The 16,340-nt window shown below is 72.7% G+C and carries 17 protein-coding genes; 6 read left to right on the forward strand and 11 right to left on the reverse strand.

What is annotated here, in order from left to right:
- Positions 1–138 precede the first annotated feature (138 nt).
- Together QMF80_RS01805 and QMF80_RS01810 are read left to right on the forward strand one after the other, a co-directional pair.
- Positions 139–780, forward strand: a complete 642-nt coding sequence (locus tag QMF80_RS01805) for an IclR family transcriptional regulator (protein ID WP_007264382.1) — start codon at positions 139–141, stop codon at positions 778–780.
- Positions 781–814: 34 nt separating this feature from the next.
- Positions 815–1,612 carry a S16 family serine protease gene (locus QMF80_RS01810; protein WP_283448881.1) on the forward strand — a complete coding sequence of 266 codons (798 nt, stop codon included), beginning with the start codon at positions 815–817 and terminating at the stop codon, positions 1,610–1,612.
- Here QMF80_RS01810 and QMF80_RS01815 read toward each other — a convergent pair.
- The 8 genes from QMF80_RS01815 to QMF80_RS01850 all read right to left on the reverse strand — a co-directional run bounded on the left by QMF80_RS01815 (position 1,542) and on the right by QMF80_RS01850 (position 8,447).
- Positions 1,542–2,852, reverse strand: a complete 1,311-nt coding sequence (locus tag QMF80_RS01815) for an MFS transporter (RefSeq protein WP_283448882.1) — start codon at positions 2,850–2,852, stop codon at positions 1,542–1,544. The two genes, QMF80_RS01810 and QMF80_RS01815, sit on opposite strands and share 71 nt — an antisense overlap.
- The gene (locus QMF80_RS01820) at positions 2,849–3,100 is read right to left on the reverse strand and encodes a hypothetical protein (RefSeq protein WP_283448883.1); all 252 of its coding nucleotides are present in this window, start codon (positions 3,098–3,100) and stop codon (positions 2,849–2,851) included. Before QMF80_RS01820 ends, QMF80_RS01815 begins: the two co-directional genes overlap by 4 nt.
- A gap of 101 nt (positions 3,101–3,201) precedes the next feature.
- On the reverse strand, positions 3,202–3,858 hold the full coding sequence (locus tag QMF80_RS01825; protein WP_283448884.1) for an ArsR/SmtB family transcription factor: 657 nt from the start codon (positions 3,856–3,858) through the stop codon (positions 3,202–3,204).
- A 107-nt stretch (positions 3,859–3,965) separates the two neighbouring features.
- Complete coding sequence (locus QMF80_RS01830; RefSeq protein WP_502962741.1) at positions 3,966–4,967, reverse strand: glycine betaine ABC transporter substrate-binding protein; 1,002 nt, start codon at positions 4,965–4,967, stop codon at positions 3,966–3,968.
- Between the two features lie 93 nt (positions 4,968–5,060).
- A complete protein-coding gene (locus QMF80_RS01835; protein ID WP_283448885.1) occupies positions 5,061–5,963 on the reverse strand; it encodes an ABC transporter permease in 903 nt (300 codons plus the stop codon).
- Entirely contained in the window at positions 5,960–7,234 is a 1,275-nt protein-coding gene (locus QMF80_RS01840) for a betaine/proline/choline family ABC transporter ATP-binding protein (protein WP_283448886.1), read from the reverse strand. The genes QMF80_RS01835 and QMF80_RS01840 overlap by 4 nt, the downstream gene beginning before the upstream one ends.
- Entirely contained in the window at positions 7,227–7,874 is a 648-nt protein-coding gene (locus QMF80_RS01845; RefSeq protein WP_283448887.1) for an ABC transporter permease, read from the reverse strand. The genes QMF80_RS01840 and QMF80_RS01845 overlap by 8 nt, the downstream gene beginning before the upstream one ends.
- A 102-nt stretch (positions 7,875–7,976) precedes the next feature.
- Complete coding sequence (locus QMF80_RS01850) at positions 7,977–8,447, reverse strand: Lrp/AsnC family transcriptional regulator (protein ID WP_283448888.1); 471 nt, start codon at positions 8,445–8,447, stop codon at positions 7,977–7,979.
- 122 nt (positions 8,448–8,569) lie between these two features.
- On the opposite strand from QMF80_RS01850, the gene hppD reads away from it, so the two are divergent.
- A complete protein-coding gene (gene hppD, locus QMF80_RS01855) occupies positions 8,570–9,715 on the forward strand; it encodes a 4-hydroxyphenylpyruvate dioxygenase (protein WP_283448889.1) in 1,146 nt (381 codons plus the stop codon).
- Between the two features lie 147 nt (positions 9,716–9,862).
- Here hppD and QMF80_RS01860 read toward each other — a convergent pair whose 3' ends face one another.
- Positions 9,863–11,335 carry a tetratricopeptide repeat protein gene (locus QMF80_RS01860; RefSeq protein ID WP_283448890.1) on the reverse strand — a complete coding sequence of 491 codons (1,473 nt, stop codon included), beginning with the start codon at positions 11,333–11,335 and terminating at the stop codon, positions 9,863–9,865.
- Positions 11,336–11,431: 96 nt separating this feature from the next.
- Between QMF80_RS01860 and QMF80_RS01865 the strand changes: the two genes are divergently transcribed.
- The gene (locus QMF80_RS01865; protein WP_283448891.1) at positions 11,432–12,799 is read left to right on the forward strand and encodes an FAD-binding oxidoreductase; all 1,368 of its coding nucleotides are present in this window, start codon (positions 11,432–11,434) and stop codon (positions 12,797–12,799) included.
- 30 nt (positions 12,800–12,829) lie between these two features.
- Here QMF80_RS01865 and QMF80_RS01870 read toward each other — a convergent pair whose 3' ends face one another.
- Positions 12,830–13,309 (reverse strand): SsgA family sporulation/cell division regulator, encoded by a 480-nt coding sequence (locus QMF80_RS01870; protein WP_283448892.1) that lies wholly within the window; start codon positions 13,307–13,309, stop codon positions 12,830–12,832.
- Between the two features lie 265 nt (positions 13,310–13,574).
- Here QMF80_RS01870 and QMF80_RS01875 point away from each other — a divergent pair, with 265 nt between their 5' ends.
- Both QMF80_RS01875 and QMF80_RS01880 read left to right on the forward strand, forming a co-directional pair.
- Positions 13,575–14,906: an RDD family protein gene (locus tag QMF80_RS01875; protein ID WP_283448893.1), complete on the forward strand. Its 1,332-nt coding sequence runs from the start codon at positions 13,575–13,577 to the stop codon at positions 14,904–14,906.
- A gap of 79 nt (positions 14,907–14,985) precedes the next feature.
- Entirely contained in the window at positions 14,986–15,753 is a 768-nt protein-coding gene (locus QMF80_RS01880; protein WP_283448894.1) for an RDD family protein, read from the forward strand.
- 104 nt (positions 15,754–15,857) lie between these two features.
- Here the strand turns inward: QMF80_RS01880 and QMF80_RS01885 are convergent, their stop codons facing one another.
- Positions 15,858–16,139, reverse strand: a complete 282-nt coding sequence (locus tag QMF80_RS01885) for a hypothetical protein (RefSeq protein ID WP_283448895.1) — start codon at positions 16,137–16,139, stop codon at positions 15,858–15,860.
- Positions 16,140–16,340 lie beyond the last annotated feature (201 nt).

Below are 16,340 nucleotides of genomic sequence, written 5' to 3' on the forward strand. Positions count from 1 at the left end.
CCCGTGGCAGTGCCGCCGCGGGAGCGCAGCCGGTGCCATGGTCTGAACCGGCGGCCTCTCCGTGCGTCGCCGAATGGGATACGGCAGCGCTCCACCCCGCGAGAGTCACCGCCGCTCACCGATAGAGGGAGAGGCGTCGTGACCGCGGAAACCTCCCAGACTCTCGACAGAGGGCTCAGAGTCCTCAAACTGCTCGCCGACACCGACCACGGTCTGACCGTCACAGAGCTGTCCAACCGCCTCGGTGTCAACCGCACCGTGGTCTACCGCCTCCTCGCCACGCTGGAGCAGCACGCCCTGGTCCGCCGCGACCTCGGCGGCCGCGCCCGCGTCGGCCTCGGCGTGCTGCGGCTGGGACGTCAGGTCCACCCGCTCGTACGCGAGGCGGCCCTGCCCGCGCTGCGGTCCCTCGCCGAGGACATCGGTGCCACCGCGCACCTGACCCTCGTCGACGGCACCGAGGCGCTCGCCGTGGCCGTGGTGGAGCCCACCTGGACGGACTACCACGTGGCCTACCGGGCCGGGTTCCGCCACCCGCTCGACCGCGGGGCCGCGGGCCGGGCGATCCTGGCGGCCCGTCAGGGCTCCTTGATCGAGCCCGGGTACACGCTGACCCACGGGGAGCTGGAAGCGGGCGCCAGCGGCGCCGCAGCGCCCCTGGTGGGCATCACCGGCCTGGAGGGCAGCGTCGGCGTCGTGATGCTCGCCGACGCCGTGCCCGAACGGGTCGGTCCGCGCGTCGTGGACGCGGCCCGTGAGGTGGCCGACGCGCTGCGCTGAACCCGAGCGGGCACCCGGCGGCTAGATTGGCCGGGTGCTCTCTCGTCTCACACGCCTGTCGCGTCCCGCCGCCCTGGCCGTCTGCGCCGCGCCCGTCCTCGGGCTGTTCGCCGTGGCGGCCCTGGCCCCCCTGCCGTTCGTCCTGGCGAGCCCGGGGCTCACCACCGATGTGCTCGGGGCCAAGGACGGCAAGCCCGTCATCACGGTCAGCGGCGCGCCGACCCGCGAGACGGCCGGCAGGCTGCGGATGACCACGATCCTGGCCACCGGCCCCTCCAGCACGGTCAGCCTGGCCGAACTCGCCGACAACTGGTTCCGGACGGACCGCGCCGTCATGCCCAAGGAAGCGGTCTATCCGACGGGCGGGAGCGACGAAGAGATCACCGCGCACAACATGGAGGAAATGACCACGTCGCAGTCGGCGGCCACCGCCGCCGCCCTCGGCTTTCTCCACAAGAGCCCGGACAGCGTGAAGGTCGAACTCAATCTCGCCGACGTGGGCGGACCCAGCGCCGGACTGCTCTTCTCCCTCGGCATCGTCGACAAACTCGACGGTGACGGAAAGGGCGGCGACCTCACCGGCGGCCGCGACATCGCCGGTACGGGCACCATCGACGCGGACGGCACGGTCGGCGCGGTCGGGGGCGTGGCGCTGAAAACCCAGGCCGCCGCGCGGGACGGCGCGACCGTCTTCCTGGTCCCCAAGGCGGAGTGCTCGGACGCCAGGACCGAACTCCCCGAGGGGCTCCGGCTGATCCCCGTCACGACCCTGACGGAAGCCGTGAACGATCTGCGGGCACTGAACCGTGGGGAGCAGGTTCCGTCCTGCTGAGCGGGGGCTTCTCCATCGCGCGCCAGGCCGGGAACACCAGCGGCGCGAGCGTCGTCAGCAGGTAGGCCCCGCCGAACAGCAGCAGCGCCGTCCCGATGCCCCAGGACTCCACCAGCAGCCCGGCCGCCAGCCCGCCCAGCGGCATGGTCAGTTCGCAGCCCGCCGTGGTCACGCCCGCGACCCGGCTGCGCAGCTCCTCGGGCACGTGCTCATAGATCACCGTGGTCAGGACGGGGTTGAGGACGCCCGCGCCCAGCCCGGACAGCGCCATCGTCACGGCCAGCGGCAGCGCGGTGTCGGTGAGGCCCGCCACGACGTAGCGCGGAGCCCCGCAGAGTATGAAGGCCGCGGCGAACACCAGCCGCCGCGGCAGCCGGTCGCCCCAGGCGCCGTAGAGCAGCGCGCCCAGCAGTGCGAAGCCGCCGAAGAGCGAGATCATCAGGCCGATCGCGGTGGCCCCGCCCAGCGCGTCACGGCCGTGCACGGGCAGCAGTACGGCCCCCCACGCCTGGTCCATGCCGTTGGTCAGCATGACCATGGACGTGACGCCCAGCAGCAGCCGGGACTTGAGCAGGAACGCCCAGCCCTCGCCCAGTTCGGCCCGGTAGAGCGCGAGCGACACCGCCCCGCCCCCGCGCTGCGGGTCCGCCGCGGGTATCCCGCGCAGGAACGCGCCGACCAGCAGCGCGGACGCCCCGAAGGTGGCCGCGTCCAGCAGCAGCACCGTCTCCGCCCCGAAGAAGGCGATGAGTACGCCCGCCAGGGCGGCCCCGATCATCCGCGCCCCGCGCGACACCGCGTCGTACAGCCCGGCGGCCCGGGTGATGGTGGTGCCCGCGTGCTCGGCGAGGTTGGGCAGCAGCACGCCCCGGGCGGTCAGCCCCGGCGTGTGCACGAGGCCGCTGACGGCCATCAGCGCGCACAGCATCCAGAACTCCAGCGCCCCCGCGTAGTGCAGCAGCGGTATCGCGCCGACGGACAGCGCGCAGACCAGGTCGGACGTGACCGAGACCCGGCGGCGGCCGATCCGGTCGATCACCGGACCGCCGACGAGGGCGGCCACGATGACGGGCAGGGTGGCGCAGAAGGCGACGACACCGGCCCGGCCCGCGCTGCCCGTGGTCTGGAGCACGAACCACGGGACGCCGATGAGGGTGAGCGAACTACCGGCTATGGAGATCGTGTTGGCGGTGAGGACGGCCGCGAAGGGGCGCCTGCTCCCGCCGGCCGGGGCGCTCACGCCGCGTGCGGGTGAGCGGGACCGCGGCCGAAGCCGTGGTCGTGACCGAGCAGCCGGGTCCCCGCGGCGACCAGCGCCCGACCGACCAGCACGCGCACGACCGGGGCGTGGGCGCGGCCGGTGCCGCGTCCGGCGGACCCGGCGCGGGCGGCGGCGCGGACACCCGCCCCGGCGGCCCGCGCGGCCAGCTCGCCCGTGCGGGCGGTGTGCAGGACGGTGTGGGTCTCGGCGGGAGTGAAGGCGAGCATGGCGGAACTCCTTCTGGCAGGAAGCGAGCCGAAGTGGCAGGGGAGCGAGCGGTGGTGCGGGGCGGGGCGACGGGGTCAGGGGCGAGCGGCGGGGCCCCGGGTCAGTCGGAGGTCCTCGGGAAGACGTGGGTGTGGAAGCGGACGGTCTCGGCGTCGTCCGCCGGGTCCAGATCCCGGTAGCTGTTGATCAGGTCGTGCAGCTTGTTGATGAGCTCGTGGGACTGGCCGGCGGTCAGCCGCAGCGTGAAGTCGCTGAGGTCCGCGCCCTGGCGCCACTCCGTCGACCAGGTGTGGGAGCTGCCGAGCCAGGTGCTCATCTCCTGCGCGTGGATCGTCGCGATCTCCTGCAGGAACACCTCCGCCGCGCTGCGCGTCGCCGGGTCGCCGTCGTTCATCAGCGTCTCGTCGAAGGCGGTGCCGTCGTGGGCGGAGCGCCACCAGCGCTCGCGCCCCTTGCCGTGCTCGGGGGCGTCCTCGACGAAACCGTACGCGGCCAGCTGGCGCAGGTGGTAGCTGGTGGCCCCGCTGGACTCGCCCAGCCGCTCGGCCAGTTGGGAAGCGGTGGCCGGGCCGTCATGGCGCAGGGCGGCCAGCAGCCGTATGCGCAGCGGGTGGGCGAGGCCGCGCAGGGCGTGCGCGTCGAGGTTGCGGACCCTCGGCTGCGAAGGCCCCACGGGCTGCTGCGACTCTGACTGCCGCTGCGACTGTCGCTGCGACTGCGACTGCGGCGGCTGCGGTGCTTCGGCGTTCTCGGGCATGCCCTCACTGTAGGCATGCAAAGCATTCTTTGCAAGGTATTCTTTGCATAGAGTTCTTTGGAACCCGGGCGGTTCCCGTCCTCGCCCCCGCCCCGGCCCCGCCCGCCTCAGCCCTCCTTGATGAGCCCCTGCCCGATCAGCCAGTCCTTCGCCACGTCGTGCGGGTCCTGCCCCTCCACGTCCACCTTCGCGTTCAGCTCCCGCGCGACCCCGGTCGTCAGCTTCCGCGTCAGCGGATCCAGCAGCCGCGCGATCACCGGGTACTTGGCGAGCGTCTTCGCGTGGAGTTCCGGGGCCGCGTTGTAGTTGGGGAAGAACCGCCGGTCGTCCACCAGTGTGTCCAGGTCCATCGCCTTGATCCGGCCGTCCGTCGTGAACGCCTCGCCCAGCAGGCACGAGTCCGACTTCGACACCTGCGTGTAGATGATCCCGGCGTCCATCTTCCGCACGTTGCCCGCCGGGATCCTCATGCCGTACGCCCGCTCCATCCCCGGCAGGCCGTCCTCCCGGGACGCGAACTCGTTCTCCACGCACACCGTCACCGCGCCCGGGTCCTCCCGGGACAGCTTCGCCACGTCCGACATCGTCTTCAGCCCGTACTTGGCGTTGTTCTTCTTGCTGATCGCCAGCGTGTAGGTGTTGTTGAGCGTGGAGGGAGGCAGCCAGGCCACCCCGTTGCGCACGTCGGCGTCGCGGACCGCCTCCCACTGCTTGTACGGGTCCTCGATCGGTTTGGCGTTGCCCAGGTACGTGATCCAGGCCGTGCCCGTGTACTCGTACATCGCGTCCGCGTCGCCCTTGACGATCGCCTCGCGCGAGCTGACCGAGCCGGGCAGGTTCGTCCGGTCCAGGACCTCCGCCCCGGCCGCCTTGAAGATGAGCCCGATCATCTGGCCGAGCACGATGTTCTCGCTGAAGTTCTTCGACGTCACCGTCAGCGAGGCCCCCTTGAGGGGGAGCCCCTGCCCGACCGACCCGGGAACCACGTCGTCCACCATCGGCGAGCCGCTCTTGAGCCCGCACCCCGACACGGCCGTCGCCAGCAGCACCACCGCCGCGAGCCCGGCCCGTACGCCGCCCCGCGCACCGGCCCCTGCGCCGCCCCGCACACCGGCCCGAACGACGCCGCGCGCACCTCCGCGCACGACCCTCCGCCCGCTCCGCACACCCCTGCGCCCGCCCGGGGCGAGTCCCCTGTCCATCTAGGCCTCCAGCCCGCGCGGCGTCATGAGCGTCTCCACCAGCGAGGCCAGCCAGTCCACGAACAGGGCCAGCGCCACCGTCAGCACCGACCCCAGCACCAGCACCGGCATCCGCTGCGTCTGGATCCCCGAGGTGATCAGGTCGCCCAGCCCGCCGCCCCCGCCGAAGGTGGCCAGGGCCGCCGTGCCGACATTGAGGACCAGGGCCGTCCGTACGCCCGCCAGGATCAGCGGGACCGCCAGCGGCAGCTCCACCTTCGTCAGGGTCCCCACCGAGGACATCCCGATCCCGCGCGACGCCTCCACCAGCTGGGGATCGATCGCGCGCAGCCCGGCCACCGTGTTGGAGAGCACCGGCAGCACGGCGTACGCCACCATCCCGATGATCGCGGTCGAAGGGCCGATGCCCAGCCAGATCACCAGCAGCGCCAGCAGGCCGATGGCCGGGGTGGCCTGGCCGATGTTGGCGAAGGCGGTCACCACGGGGGCGGCCCCGCGCAGACCGCGCCGGGTCAGCGCGATGCCCAGCGGGATCGCGATCACCAGCACCCAGAAGGTGGAGATCGCGGTCAGCTGGACGTGCTGGCGCAGCCGCAGCCACACGTTTCCGCCGCCGAGCGAGTTCTCCGCGATCGTGTCCAGGTGGATGTTGGTGATCCACAGGTACGTCGCCACCAGCAGCAGCGCCAGTACGAGGGGCAGCGCGAGCAGCTGGGTCCAGGTGATCCGGCGCCGGGACGCGGCGGCCACCGCGCCCGCGGCCGGGAGGCCCGTCCCCTCGTCCCCGTCGCCGATCAGCTCGTCGTCACGGAAGGCGTGCCCCTTGACCTCGTGCTCGCCGGGCGGCCGCTGGGGGGAGGGGGGACCGGAGGCGCCCGTACCGCGCCCTTTCCTGGTGCTCATGACGGGTCCGCACCGCCCTCCAGCTCTTGTTCGGTGCGGTGGTGGCGCAGTTCCTCCAGGTCGTGCTGGTGTTCGGTGGCGGCGAGCCGGTCCGCCTCCAGCATCTCGTGCACCGAGTTCATCAGGGTCTCCATGTCGACGACGCCGATGTACTCCCCGCGCCGCCCCGTCACCGCGACCCGCCCGCCGCTGTCGGTCAGTACCGCCTCCAGCGCGTCGTGCAGGGTGGCGTCCCGCGTCACCGTGTCGTGCACCAGCTGGCCCGCCCGGGCCAGCGAGCCCTTGGCGCGCATCAGGTCCCCGCGCCGCAGCCACTTGTAGGGGCGGCCGCGCCGGTCGAGCATGAGCAGTTCGTTGTGCGGGCCGGTGCGCAGCTTGTTGAAGATCTGCTGGAGCGGATCGTCGACGGTCACCGTCGGGAAGTCGGCGACCTCGACGTCGCGGACCCGGGTGAGGTTCAGCCGCTTGAGGGCCGCGCCCGCGCCGACGAAGCCGGAGACGAAGTCGTCGGCCGGGTTGGTGAGGATCGCCTCGGGGGTGTCGAACTGGGCGATGTGCGAACGTTCCCGCAGCACCGCGATCCGGTCGCCCAGCTTGATGGCCTCGTCGAAGTCGTGCGTGACGAAGACGATCGTCTTGTGCAGCTCGTGCTGGAGCCGGATCAGTTCGTCCTGGAGGTGGTCGCGGGTGATCGGGTCCACCGCGCCGAAGGGTTCGTCCATCAGGAGTACGGGCGGATCCGCGGCCAGCGCCCGGGCCACGCCCACGCGCTGCTGCTGGCCGCCCGACAGCTGGCGCGGGTAGCGGCCGTGGAACTCCCTGGGGTCCAGGCCCACCAGGTCGAGCATCTCCTCGACCCGGTCCTTCACCCGTGACTTGGACCAGCCGACCATCTTGGGGACCAGGGCGATGTTCTCGGCGACCGTCATGTGCGGGAAGAGCCCGGAGGACTGGATGGCGTACCCGATCTTGCGCCGGAGCTTGACCGGGTCCATGTCGGTGACGTCCTCGTCGCCGATCCGGATCCGGCCCGAGGTGGGCTCGATCAGCCGGTTGATCATCTTGAGGGTGGTGGACTTCCCGCAGCCCGACGGGCCGACGAAGACGACCGTCTCGCCCGCCTTGATGTCCATCGAGACGCCGTCGACGGAGGGGTTGGGGTTGCCCGGGTAGCGCTTGGTCAGCTGCTCCAGCTGGATGGTCGCGCCGGAGGTCGCCCCCGGCGCCGGGCCGGAGGAGGGCGCCGCGGTGGTCTCGGTCGGCTCAGACACGGATTCCCCTCGGGATGGTGAGACGGCCGAGCAGCACGTACGCGGCGTCGAAGAGCAGGGCGAGCACGACGATCCCCAGCGTCCCGGCGAGTACCTGGTTGATGGCGTTGGCGCTGCCGAGCGAGGCGATCCCGCGGAAGATCTCGTTGCCGAGGCCCGGGCCGGAGGCGTACGCGGCGATCGCGGCGATGCCCATGAGCATCTGGGTGGAGACCCGGATCCCGGTCAGGATCGGCGGCCAGGCGAGCGGCAGCTCCACCTTCAGCAGGCGGGCGGTGCGCGACATGCCGATGCCCGTGGCCGCGTCGACGAGGGCCGGGTCCACGCCCCGCAGCCCGACGATCGAGTTCCGGACGATCGGCAGCAGGCCGTAGAGGGTCAGCGCGATCACGGTCGGTGCCACACCGAGGCCGACGAGCGGGATCAGCAGACCGATCAGGGCGAGCGAGGGGACCGTCAGGATGGTGGCGGTGGAGGTGACGGCCAGGTTGCCCGCCCAGCCGCTGCGGTAGGTGAGGACGCCGATGGTGATGCCCAGGACGGTCGCGATCACCATGCACTGGAAGACCGCGCTGGCGTGCTGGAAGGCGTCGGTGAGCAACTGCTGGTGGCGATGCGACAGGTAGGCCCAGAAGCTCACACCGTCTCACCTCGTCCTTCGTGTCGCCGCGGAGCCGAGTGGATGGGCGCCGGGTCGTCGGGTCGCCGGATCGCCGGATTCCCGCGTCCTCCCGTCGCCCCGTCAGTCGTCCTCGGCCGCTTGTTCGACCAGCGGGATGATCCGCAGGGGTACGGGATTCTCCATGACGATCGCCGTCGAAGCCCGAACGATCCCATCAAACCCGACAACCAGGTCGATAACCCGCTGGAGATCGGCGTTGGACCGGGCCACCAGACGGCACAGCATGTCCCCGTGGCCGGTCGTGGTGTGCAGCTCCAGCACCTCCGGAACTCCGGTCAAGTGGGCTCGTACGTCCGCCCCCTGGCCCTGTTTGATCTCCAGAGTGGCGAAGGCCGTGACCGGGTAGCCCAGCGCCGTCGGGTCCACCTGCGGGCCGAACCCCCGGATGACGCCATTCGACTGAAGCCGGTCGAGCCGCGCCTGCACCGTGCCGCGCGCCACGCCGAGCCGGCGCGAGGCCTCCAGGACCCCGATCCGGGGTTCCCGGGCGAGCAGCACGATCAGCCTTCCATCCAGCCGGTCGATTCCCATGGGTGCCCCTCCGCTGGTCATCCTGTACAGATGCTGCACACATCCTGGGCCCTTCCTGAGCAATCTGCGCAGCAAAAATGGCAACTATTGCGCAGCTTGTGGTTCGGCGGGACTCTGCGCTCATGACTGAGACCCTCGATCACGCGCCGGACACCGACCGTAAGGACGACCCCTTCCCGGTCAAGGGAATGGACGCCGTCGTCTTCGCCGTCGGCAATGCCAAGCAGGCCGCGTACTTCTACTCCACGGCCTTCGGCATGAAGCTCGTCGCCTACTCCGGACCGGAGAACGGCTGCCGCGAGACCGCGAGCTACGTCCTGACCAACGGCTCCGCGCGCTTCGTCTTCACCTCGGTCATCAAGGCGTGCTCCGACCACGGTCGCTTCATCGCCGAGCACGTCACCGCCCACGGCGACGGCGTCATCGACCTCGCCATCGAGGTCCCGGACGCCCGCGCCGCCTACGCCTTCGCCGTCGAGCAGGGCGCACGCGGCCTGGACGAGCCGTACGAGCTGAAGGACGAGCACGGCACGGTCGTCCTGGCCGCCATCGCGACCTACGGCCAGACCCGGCACACGCTGGTCGACCGCTCGAACTACACCGGCCCCTACCTGCCGGGCTTCGTCAGCGCCACCCCCCTGGTGGAGGGCCCGGCCAAGCGGACCTTCCAGGCGATCGACCACTGCGTCGGCAACGTCGAGCTGGGCCGCATGAACGAGTGGGTCGCCTTCTACAACAAGGTCATGGGCTTCACGAACATGAAGGAGTTCGTGGGCGACGACATCGCGACCGAGTACTCGGCGCTGATGTCGAAGGTCGTCGCCGACGGCACCCTGAAGGTCAAGTTCCCGATCAACGAGCCCGCGATCGCGAAGAAGAAGTCGCAGATCGACGAGTACCTGGAGTTCTACGGCAGCGCGGGCGTCCAGCACATCGCGCTGGCCACGAACGACATCGTCTCGACCGTACGGACGATGCGCGCGGCGGGCGTGGCCTTCCTGGACACCCCCGACTCGTACTACGACACCCTCGGCGAGTGGGCGGGCGAGACCCGGGTACCGGTCGAGACCCTGCGCGAGCTGAAGATCCTCGTCGACCGCGACGAGGACGGCTACCTCCTGCAGATCTTCACCAAGCCGGTCCAGGACAAGCCGACCGTGTTCTTCGAGATGATCGAGCGCCACGGCTCGATGGGCTTCGGCAAGGGCAACTTCAAGGCCCTCTTCCAGGCGATCGAGCGCGAGCAGGAGAAGCGCGGCAACCTGTAGGAGCCGCCCCCACCGCCGCGCCTCAGACGCCGGCGGGGCAGCCTTGCCCCAGGGCAACGCGGCCCCGCCCGGCGGCTGAGGGCTGCTTCGGGTCCCGCCCGGCGTGTGGGGCGCTCCCGCCGGGCGGGTCCGGGCAGCGCCCGGTGCTCAGCGCGCCGACGGTGACGGCGACGGCTTCGCCGAGGGCTTCGGCATCACCGGCGCCACCCACGGAGTCTTCGGCTGCATGTTCTCCGGCCCGCCCCCCGCGGGCAGGCCCACCGCCTCCAGGGCCTCCTTCGCCTGCGGCCCCCGCAGCGGCGAGAACCGCGGGTTCGTCCGCAGTGCCTCCTGGAAGTGGCGCCGGGCCGCCGCCCCGTCGCCCAGGCCCCGCTCGATCTGCCCCCGGTGGTACGAGAAGTCCGCGCTCCGCAAGCCCAGCTCCGTCGCCTTCTTCGCGTACTCCAGCGCCGCCGCGTCGTCTCCGGTCCGGTGCAGCGCCCACCCCAGGGCGTCCGCCACCTGCACGTTCTTGTGCCGCGCCCACTCCGTCGTCAGCCGCCGCACCGCCGCCGCCGGATCGCCGTGGTCCGCTTCGAACAGCCCGAGCGTCACCGCGTCGGTGACCCCGTTCGCCCCGCCCCGCGTGGCCAGCGAGGCCAGCGCCTCGTACGGAACCCGCGCCTCCTCCGTCCGGCCCAGCGCCTCCAGCAGCTCACCCAGCTCCAGGTCCAGCTGCGCCACCGGCGCCCGGCCCAGCGCCATCCGGTAGTCCCGGACCGCCTCCCCCTCGCGCCCCAGCGAGGCCAGCGCCCGGGCCCGACCGCCCAGCGCCTCCGCCTGCCCCGGGTCCGTCCGCAGCGCGCCCTCGAACTGCCGCAGCGCCTCCCCGGAGTCCCCGCGCTCCCAGGCCAGCTCCCCGAGCCGGCAGAGCACGTACGCCTTCTCCACCGGGGCCTTCGCCGCGCCCGCCGCGTTCGCCATCGCGGCCGTCGCGTCCTCGCGCCAGCCCCGGTCGCGGTAGACCTGCGCGGCCCGGGTGAACGCCGCCAGGCCCGGGCGCAGCTCCAGCAGCCGGTCCATGGCCTTCTCGGCGGCCTTGTAGTCGCCCAGCCCGTTGTAGGCGTCCACGAGCACCGGGTACGCCGTCCACCGCTTCGGCGACTGCGCCCGTACCAGCTCGCCCCACTTCTTCCCGGTCCCGTAGTCCCGCCGGGCGTTGGCCAGCGTGCCCATGCCCGTCATCGCGTCGAAGTTGCCCTTCTCCGCGGGCCGCAGCTCCAGCGATCGCTTCAGCGCCCGCTCCGCCTTCGGGTACCACCCGGAGTCCGCGGTGCGCCGCCCCTGCTCCAGGTACGCGGCCCCCAGCACCGCCCACGACCCGTCGTCGTCCGCGTGCGCCGCCACCCACTTCTCCCGGTCGGCGATCAGCGCGCTCAGGTCCACGGCCGCCGCGGGCGCGCCCATGCCGACCGCCGACGCGGCCCGTTCGCTCGGCCCGGGCGGGCGGGCGTCGTCACCGTGCTCGACCGGCCTGATCACCAGGGCCCCGATGATCAGGACCACGGCGACGGCGGCGGGCACGAGCGTCTTGCGGCCGGTGAAGGTCACGGGCGGAGCGGGTCGTGATTCCTCGTCCATGGGTTCACTGTGCGTCAATATGAAGAGCGCGCAGAGGTGTCCGAAGAGGGTCGCGCCCGGGTTCACACCGATGGCGGCGGGTGTCACGCTGGCCCCATGGACGATCTCTCGGCACGCCTCCTCGAAGGGCTGCCCGCCGCGGCCGTGATCACCGACCCGCAGGTGACCACCTCGTACGCGGCCGACATGGCCGGATTCTGCGCCGCCGGAACCCCGGCCGTCGTGGTCCTGCCACGTACGGTCGAACAGGTCCAGCACGTCATGCGCACCGCGACCGCGCTCCGGGTCCCCGTCGTCCCGCAGGGCGCCCGCACGGGCCTCTCCGGCGCGGCCAACGCCACCGACGGCTGCGTCGTGCTCTCCCTCACCGCCATGGACCGCATCCTGGAGATCAGCACCGTCGACCGGATCGCCGTCGTCGAACCCGGCGTGATCAACGCCGTGCTCTCACGGGCCGTCGCCGAGCGCGGCCTCTGCTACCCGCCCGACCCCTCCAGCTGGGAACAGTGCACGATCGGCGGCAACATCGGCACCGCCTCCGGCGGCCTGTGCTGCGTCAAGTACGGGGTCACCGCCGAATACGTGCTCGGGCTGGACGTGGTCCTCGCCGACGGGCGGCTCCTGCGCACCGGCCGCCGCACCGCCAAGGGCGTCGCCGGATACGACCTCACCCGCCTCTTCGTGGGCTCCGAGGGCACCCTGGGCGTCGTCGTCCGGGCCGTGCTCGCCCTGCGCCCCGCACCGCCGCGCCGGCTCGCGCTCGCCGCCGAGTTCCCCTCGGCCGCCGCGGCCTGCGCGGCCGTCTGCGCCGTCATGGAGGCCGGGCTGACGCCCTCGCTGCTGGAACTGATGGACCGTACGACCGTCCGCGCCGTCAACGCGCTCGGCCGGATGGGGCTGCCGGAAAGCACCGAGGCCCTGCTCCTCGCCGCCTTCGACACCCCCGAGGCGCCCGCCGAACTCGCGGCGGTCGGCGCGCTGTGCGAGGCCGCCGGAGCCACCGCCGTGGTACCCGCCGAGGACGAGGCCGAGTCCGAACTGCTCCTCCAGGCCCGCCGGATGGCCCTCACCGCGCTCGACGCACTGCGCCCGGCCACGATGATCGACGACGTGTGCGTACCGCGCTCCCGGCTGGCCGAGATGCTGGACGGGACGAGCGCGATCGCCGCCGCGTACGACCTGACCATCGGGGTGTGCGCGCACGCGGGCGACGGCAACACGCACCCGGTGGTCTGCTTCGACCCGGCGGACGAGGACGAGACCGCGCGGGCCCGCGCGTCCTTCGACGAGATCATGGCGCTGGGCCTCGCCCTGGGCGGCACGATCACCGGCGAACACGGGGTCGGGATGCTGAAGAAGGAGTGGCTCGCCCGGGAACTGGGACCGGTCGGGCTGGAGGCGCAGCGCGCGGTCAAGCACGCCTTCGACCCGCTGGGCCTGCTCAACCCGGGCAAGCTCTTCTGAGACCGGGCTCCCAGGGGAGGTCCGCCGTGCTCACAGGTCGCCGTCCGAGGACTCGTCGGAGGGCCAGGGGTCGCGCAGCCACAGGTCGTCGGCCGGCGTGGGCGCCAGGAGGGCCGCCAACGCGTCGTCCAGACCCAGGCGTTCGGCCTCGGTGCCGGGCGGGACCAGGCGCAGGGTGCGCTCCAGCCAGGCCGACACCGCCCCGGCCGGGGCCTCCAAGAGGGCGTCCCCGTCGGGGGAACTGAGCGCCATGCAGAGCACGCTGCGGTTCTCGATCTTGGTGGGCCAGATCCGGACGTCGCCGTGGCCGCAGGGGCGGAAGACGCCCTCGACCAGGAGCTCACGGGCGAAGGTCCAGTTGACCGGGGCCCTGGAGCCGGTGTGGAAGGTGATGTGGACGGCGTACGGGTCCTCCGTACGGTAGGCCAGCTTGGCGGGGACGCAGACGCTGCGCTCGGGGGACAGGACCAGTCGCAGTTCCAGCTCGCGCTCGATGAGGGGGTAGTGCATGGGGCTGCCTCGCTTCGGTTCTCGCCTCGGGCGGGGCCGGTGCCGTGCCCCACACCTGGAGAGAGCGCGCGGGCACGCGGGTATGACGCGACTTTCCCCGACCGTCCCCAGGTTGGCCGAAACCTGCTGTTGGCTGAAAAAGCGGCGCATGGCGCGAGGTTCGCCCGAAGGGCTGCACTCTGCCGTTAACGCACCTGTGGGACCGGGGTTCTTGGCTATGGTCCTCCCCTGCACAAGCCTCACGCCACGAACGGAGTTGGGGACATTGACGGCCTCCCCTGGAGACGGCGGGCCCGCGGCCCGCGAGGGGTACTACCCCGACCCGTCCATCCCCGGGTACGTCCGGTACTGGAACGGCGGGTCCTGGGTCCCCGGTACGAGCCGCCCCGCGCCCGCGGAGGAGACCGGGCCGGTCTTCCTCGACGAGACCTCCCTGACCACCACCCCGCCAGAACCGGAACCCCGGCCCGCGGCGCTTCCGGTACGCGCGCCCGAGCCGGAACCGGTGGTGTGGCAGGCTGACCCGGCGCATCAGGAAGGCTTCGGCGGGCCCCGGGACCACCGCGTTTCCTGGGGTCAGGGCGAACCCGAGCACCTTCACGCGGTGGCCCGTTCGAGTGGAGTGTCCCTCGGCCGCAGCCGCCCCGAGCCGCTTCCCGAGGCACAAGCGGAACTTTGGCCCGAGCCGCTCCGGGAGCCCGTACGGGACTCCGTGCGCGACGCGACGCGCGACGCCCCGCGGGAACCGGCGGCCCTGCGCGGCAGCGCCCCCGGGGTCCGGATCGGGCGCACCGCGGGCGCGGCCGAGCGGCTGCCCGCCCAGGCCTCGGGGCGCCCGGCGGCGGAAGGGGTCGGCATCCTGTCGGCGAAGTCCCCGCTGGCCCCCGAGACCCCGGCGCCCGCCCCGGCTCCAGCCCCCGCCCCGGCCCGGACCGCCGCTCCAGCCCCCGCCCCGGCCCTGGCCCCGGCGCCCGTGTGGCCGGAGCCCCGGGAGGCCCCGGCCGCTTCCCCCGCGCCCGCACCCGCGTCCGCCCCCGCGCCCGACCGCGCCCCCGCACCCGACGCCGCGCGGCCGGTCGGCGGGCCCCGGCGCACCGACAACGCCGTCTTCGAGCGGATGGCCGAGCGCGCGGTGCGCCCCGCCGGGCCCGGCCGGCGGCTGCTGGCCCGCGCCCTGGACTCCGTACCGGCGCTCGCGGTCGCGGCGCTGGTCGCGCGGCCCCTCGTACCGGCGGCGACCGCGCACCTGGACGCCAAGGTGGAGGCGGCCCGGGGGAGCGGGCGCACCGTCACGGTGTGGCTCCTCGACGGCACCACCACCGGCTACCTGGGCCTCGTCCTGGCGGCGGTGCTGCTCTTCGGCGTGTTCTACGAGGTGCTGCCGACCGCGCGCTGGGGCCGTACCCCGGGCAAGAAGCTGTGCGGGATCAGGGTGCTCGCCACCGCGACCCGGCGGCCGCCGTCCTTCGGTGCGGCGCTGCGGCGCTGGCTGGTGTACGCGCTGCTCGGCCTGCCCGGCTCCCTGTGGTGCCTGGTGGACCGGCCGCGGCGGCGGGCCTGGCACGACAGGGCCGCGGGGACCTACGTGACCCGCTGAGCGGGTCCGCTCCCGGGGCGGTCCCCCGGATGGACGCGGTCCCGTTGCGGGGGCCACCGGCCCGGGTTGGACTCGGGCCATGAGTACCGACCAGCCGCCGCCGGGCCAGCCGCCCGAGGACGACCCGTTCCTCAAGAAGCCCCAGCAGCCGACGCCCCCGTCGGGCGGTTCGCCGTACGGCTCGCCCCCGCCCCCCGCGGGCGGCCCGCCGCCGGGCGGACCCCCTCCCGGCGGACCTCCCCCCGGCGGCGGACACCCGCCCGGCGGAGGCGGCTACCCGCCCCCGCCGCCCCCCTACGGCGGCGGTGGTGACCCCTACGGCGGGAGCGGAGGCGGCGGTTACGGGATGCCCGACCCGCTCGCCGGGATGCCCCCGCTGGCCCCGTTCGGCAAGCGGCTCGCCGCCCGGGTCATCGACGCGCTCATCATCGGCATCCCGCTGTACGTGCTGGAGCTGATCTTCAGCAGCAAGCGGTACGTCGTCGACACGAACAAGGGCGACGACGTCAGCGATGTCGTCGTCCGCTCGTACAGCGGCAGCGGTCTGATCTGGACGCTGATCGGGATCCTCGCGTACGTGGGCTACGACTGGTTCATGACGAAGAGGAACGGCCAGACCCTCGGCAAGAAGCTCATGGGGCTGCGCGTCGCGATGCTCAACGACGGCGGAGTGCCGCCGTCCAACGCCTCGCTGACCCGTGCGGCGGTCCTGTGGCTGCCCACGCTGATCTGCTGCTTCTGCCTGTGGCCGATCGCGCTCGTCGTCTCCGTGCTCATCGACAAGCCGTACAAGCAGGGGTGGCACGACAAGGCCGCCAAGACCGTGGTGGTCACCGCGACCCCGTGAAGCGGCCCGGCGATCTGAACGGGGTCGCGGACCGAGGCCGAGCGGACCGAACGGCCGAGCGATATGAACGGCCCAGCGGGCCGGGCGGCTTGACGGCCGGAGGGCTAGCGGTGCAGCGAGTGGTGTTCGGCGGCGGCCGTCCGTGGTGAGGGTACCCGGGCGGCCGTCGGCGTGAGCGCGGCAGGAGCGGCGGTGTCGGAACCACGGCGCCGCCGCTTCGGCATGGGGACGGTCAGCGCGACGAGGAGGCCGAGGGCGAGGGCCGCCGCCGAGATGACCGCGACGCCGACGCCCGTACTCGTCTGCGAGAGCAGCAGCATGGCGATCGTCGAGACGACGACGGTGACGGAACCGGAAGTGAGCTGAACCACGGTCGGTCGCGGCATGGCGATATCCGTCCTCAAGCAGGGAGGGGACTCTACGACGGGGGATGCCCGAGCCCGACCAACGGTAAGCCTGTCCTCACCTGATGGCACTGGCCCGCCGGAGCACAGGGGGCGCACAGAGTCATGCGATGGCCCAGGATGTCGGGGGGCGGGCACGGAACGGCGTGGGCGGGAAGTGTGGTTCGTCCCGTATGACCGTGG

This window comes from Streptomyces sp. G-G2 (assembly GCF_030063135.1).
Classification (GTDB): Bacteria; Actinomycetota; Actinomycetes; order Streptomycetales; family Streptomycetaceae; genus Streptomyces.

Excerpts from the sequence above, each read along its gene's own strand:
- QMF80_RS01850 (WP_283448888.1), bottom strand. The coding sequence starts at position 8,447 with ATGGGAATCGACCGGCTGGATGGAAGGCTGATCGTGCTGCTCGCCCGG.
- QMF80_RS01885 (WP_283448895.1), bottom strand. The coding sequence starts at position 16,139 with ATGCCGCGACCGACCGTGGTTCAGCTCACTTCCGGTTCCGTCACCGTC.
- QMF80_RS01870 (WP_283448892.1), bottom strand. The coding sequence starts at position 13,309 with ATGCACTACCCCCTCATCGAGCGCGAGCTGGAACTGCGACTGGTCCTG.
- QMF80_RS01860 (WP_283448890.1), bottom strand. The coding sequence starts at position 11,335 with ATGGACGAGGAATCACGACCCGCTCCGCCCGTGACCTTCACCGGCCGC.
- QMF80_RS01865 (WP_283448891.1), top strand. The coding sequence starts at position 11,432 with ATGGACGATCTCTCGGCACGCCTCCTCGAAGGGCTGCCCGCCGCGGCC.
- QMF80_RS01835 (WP_283448885.1), bottom strand. The coding sequence starts at position 5,963 with ATGAGCACCAGGAAAGGGCGCGGTACGGGCGCCTCCGGTCCCCCCTCC.
- QMF80_RS01880 (WP_283448894.1), top strand. The coding sequence starts at position 14,986 with ATGAGTACCGACCAGCCGCCGCCGGGCCAGCCGCCCGAGGACGACCCG.
- QMF80_RS01825 (WP_283448884.1), bottom strand. The coding sequence starts at position 3,858 with ATGCCCGAGAACGCCGAAGCACCGCAGCCGCCGCAGTCGCAGTCGCAG.
- QMF80_RS01820 (WP_283448883.1), bottom strand. The coding sequence starts at position 3,100 with ATGCTCGCCTTCACTCCCGCCGAGACCCACACCGTCCTGCACACCGCC.
- hppD (WP_283448889.1), top strand. The coding sequence starts at position 8,570 with ATGACTGAGACCCTCGATCACGCGCCGGACACCGACCGTAAGGACGAC.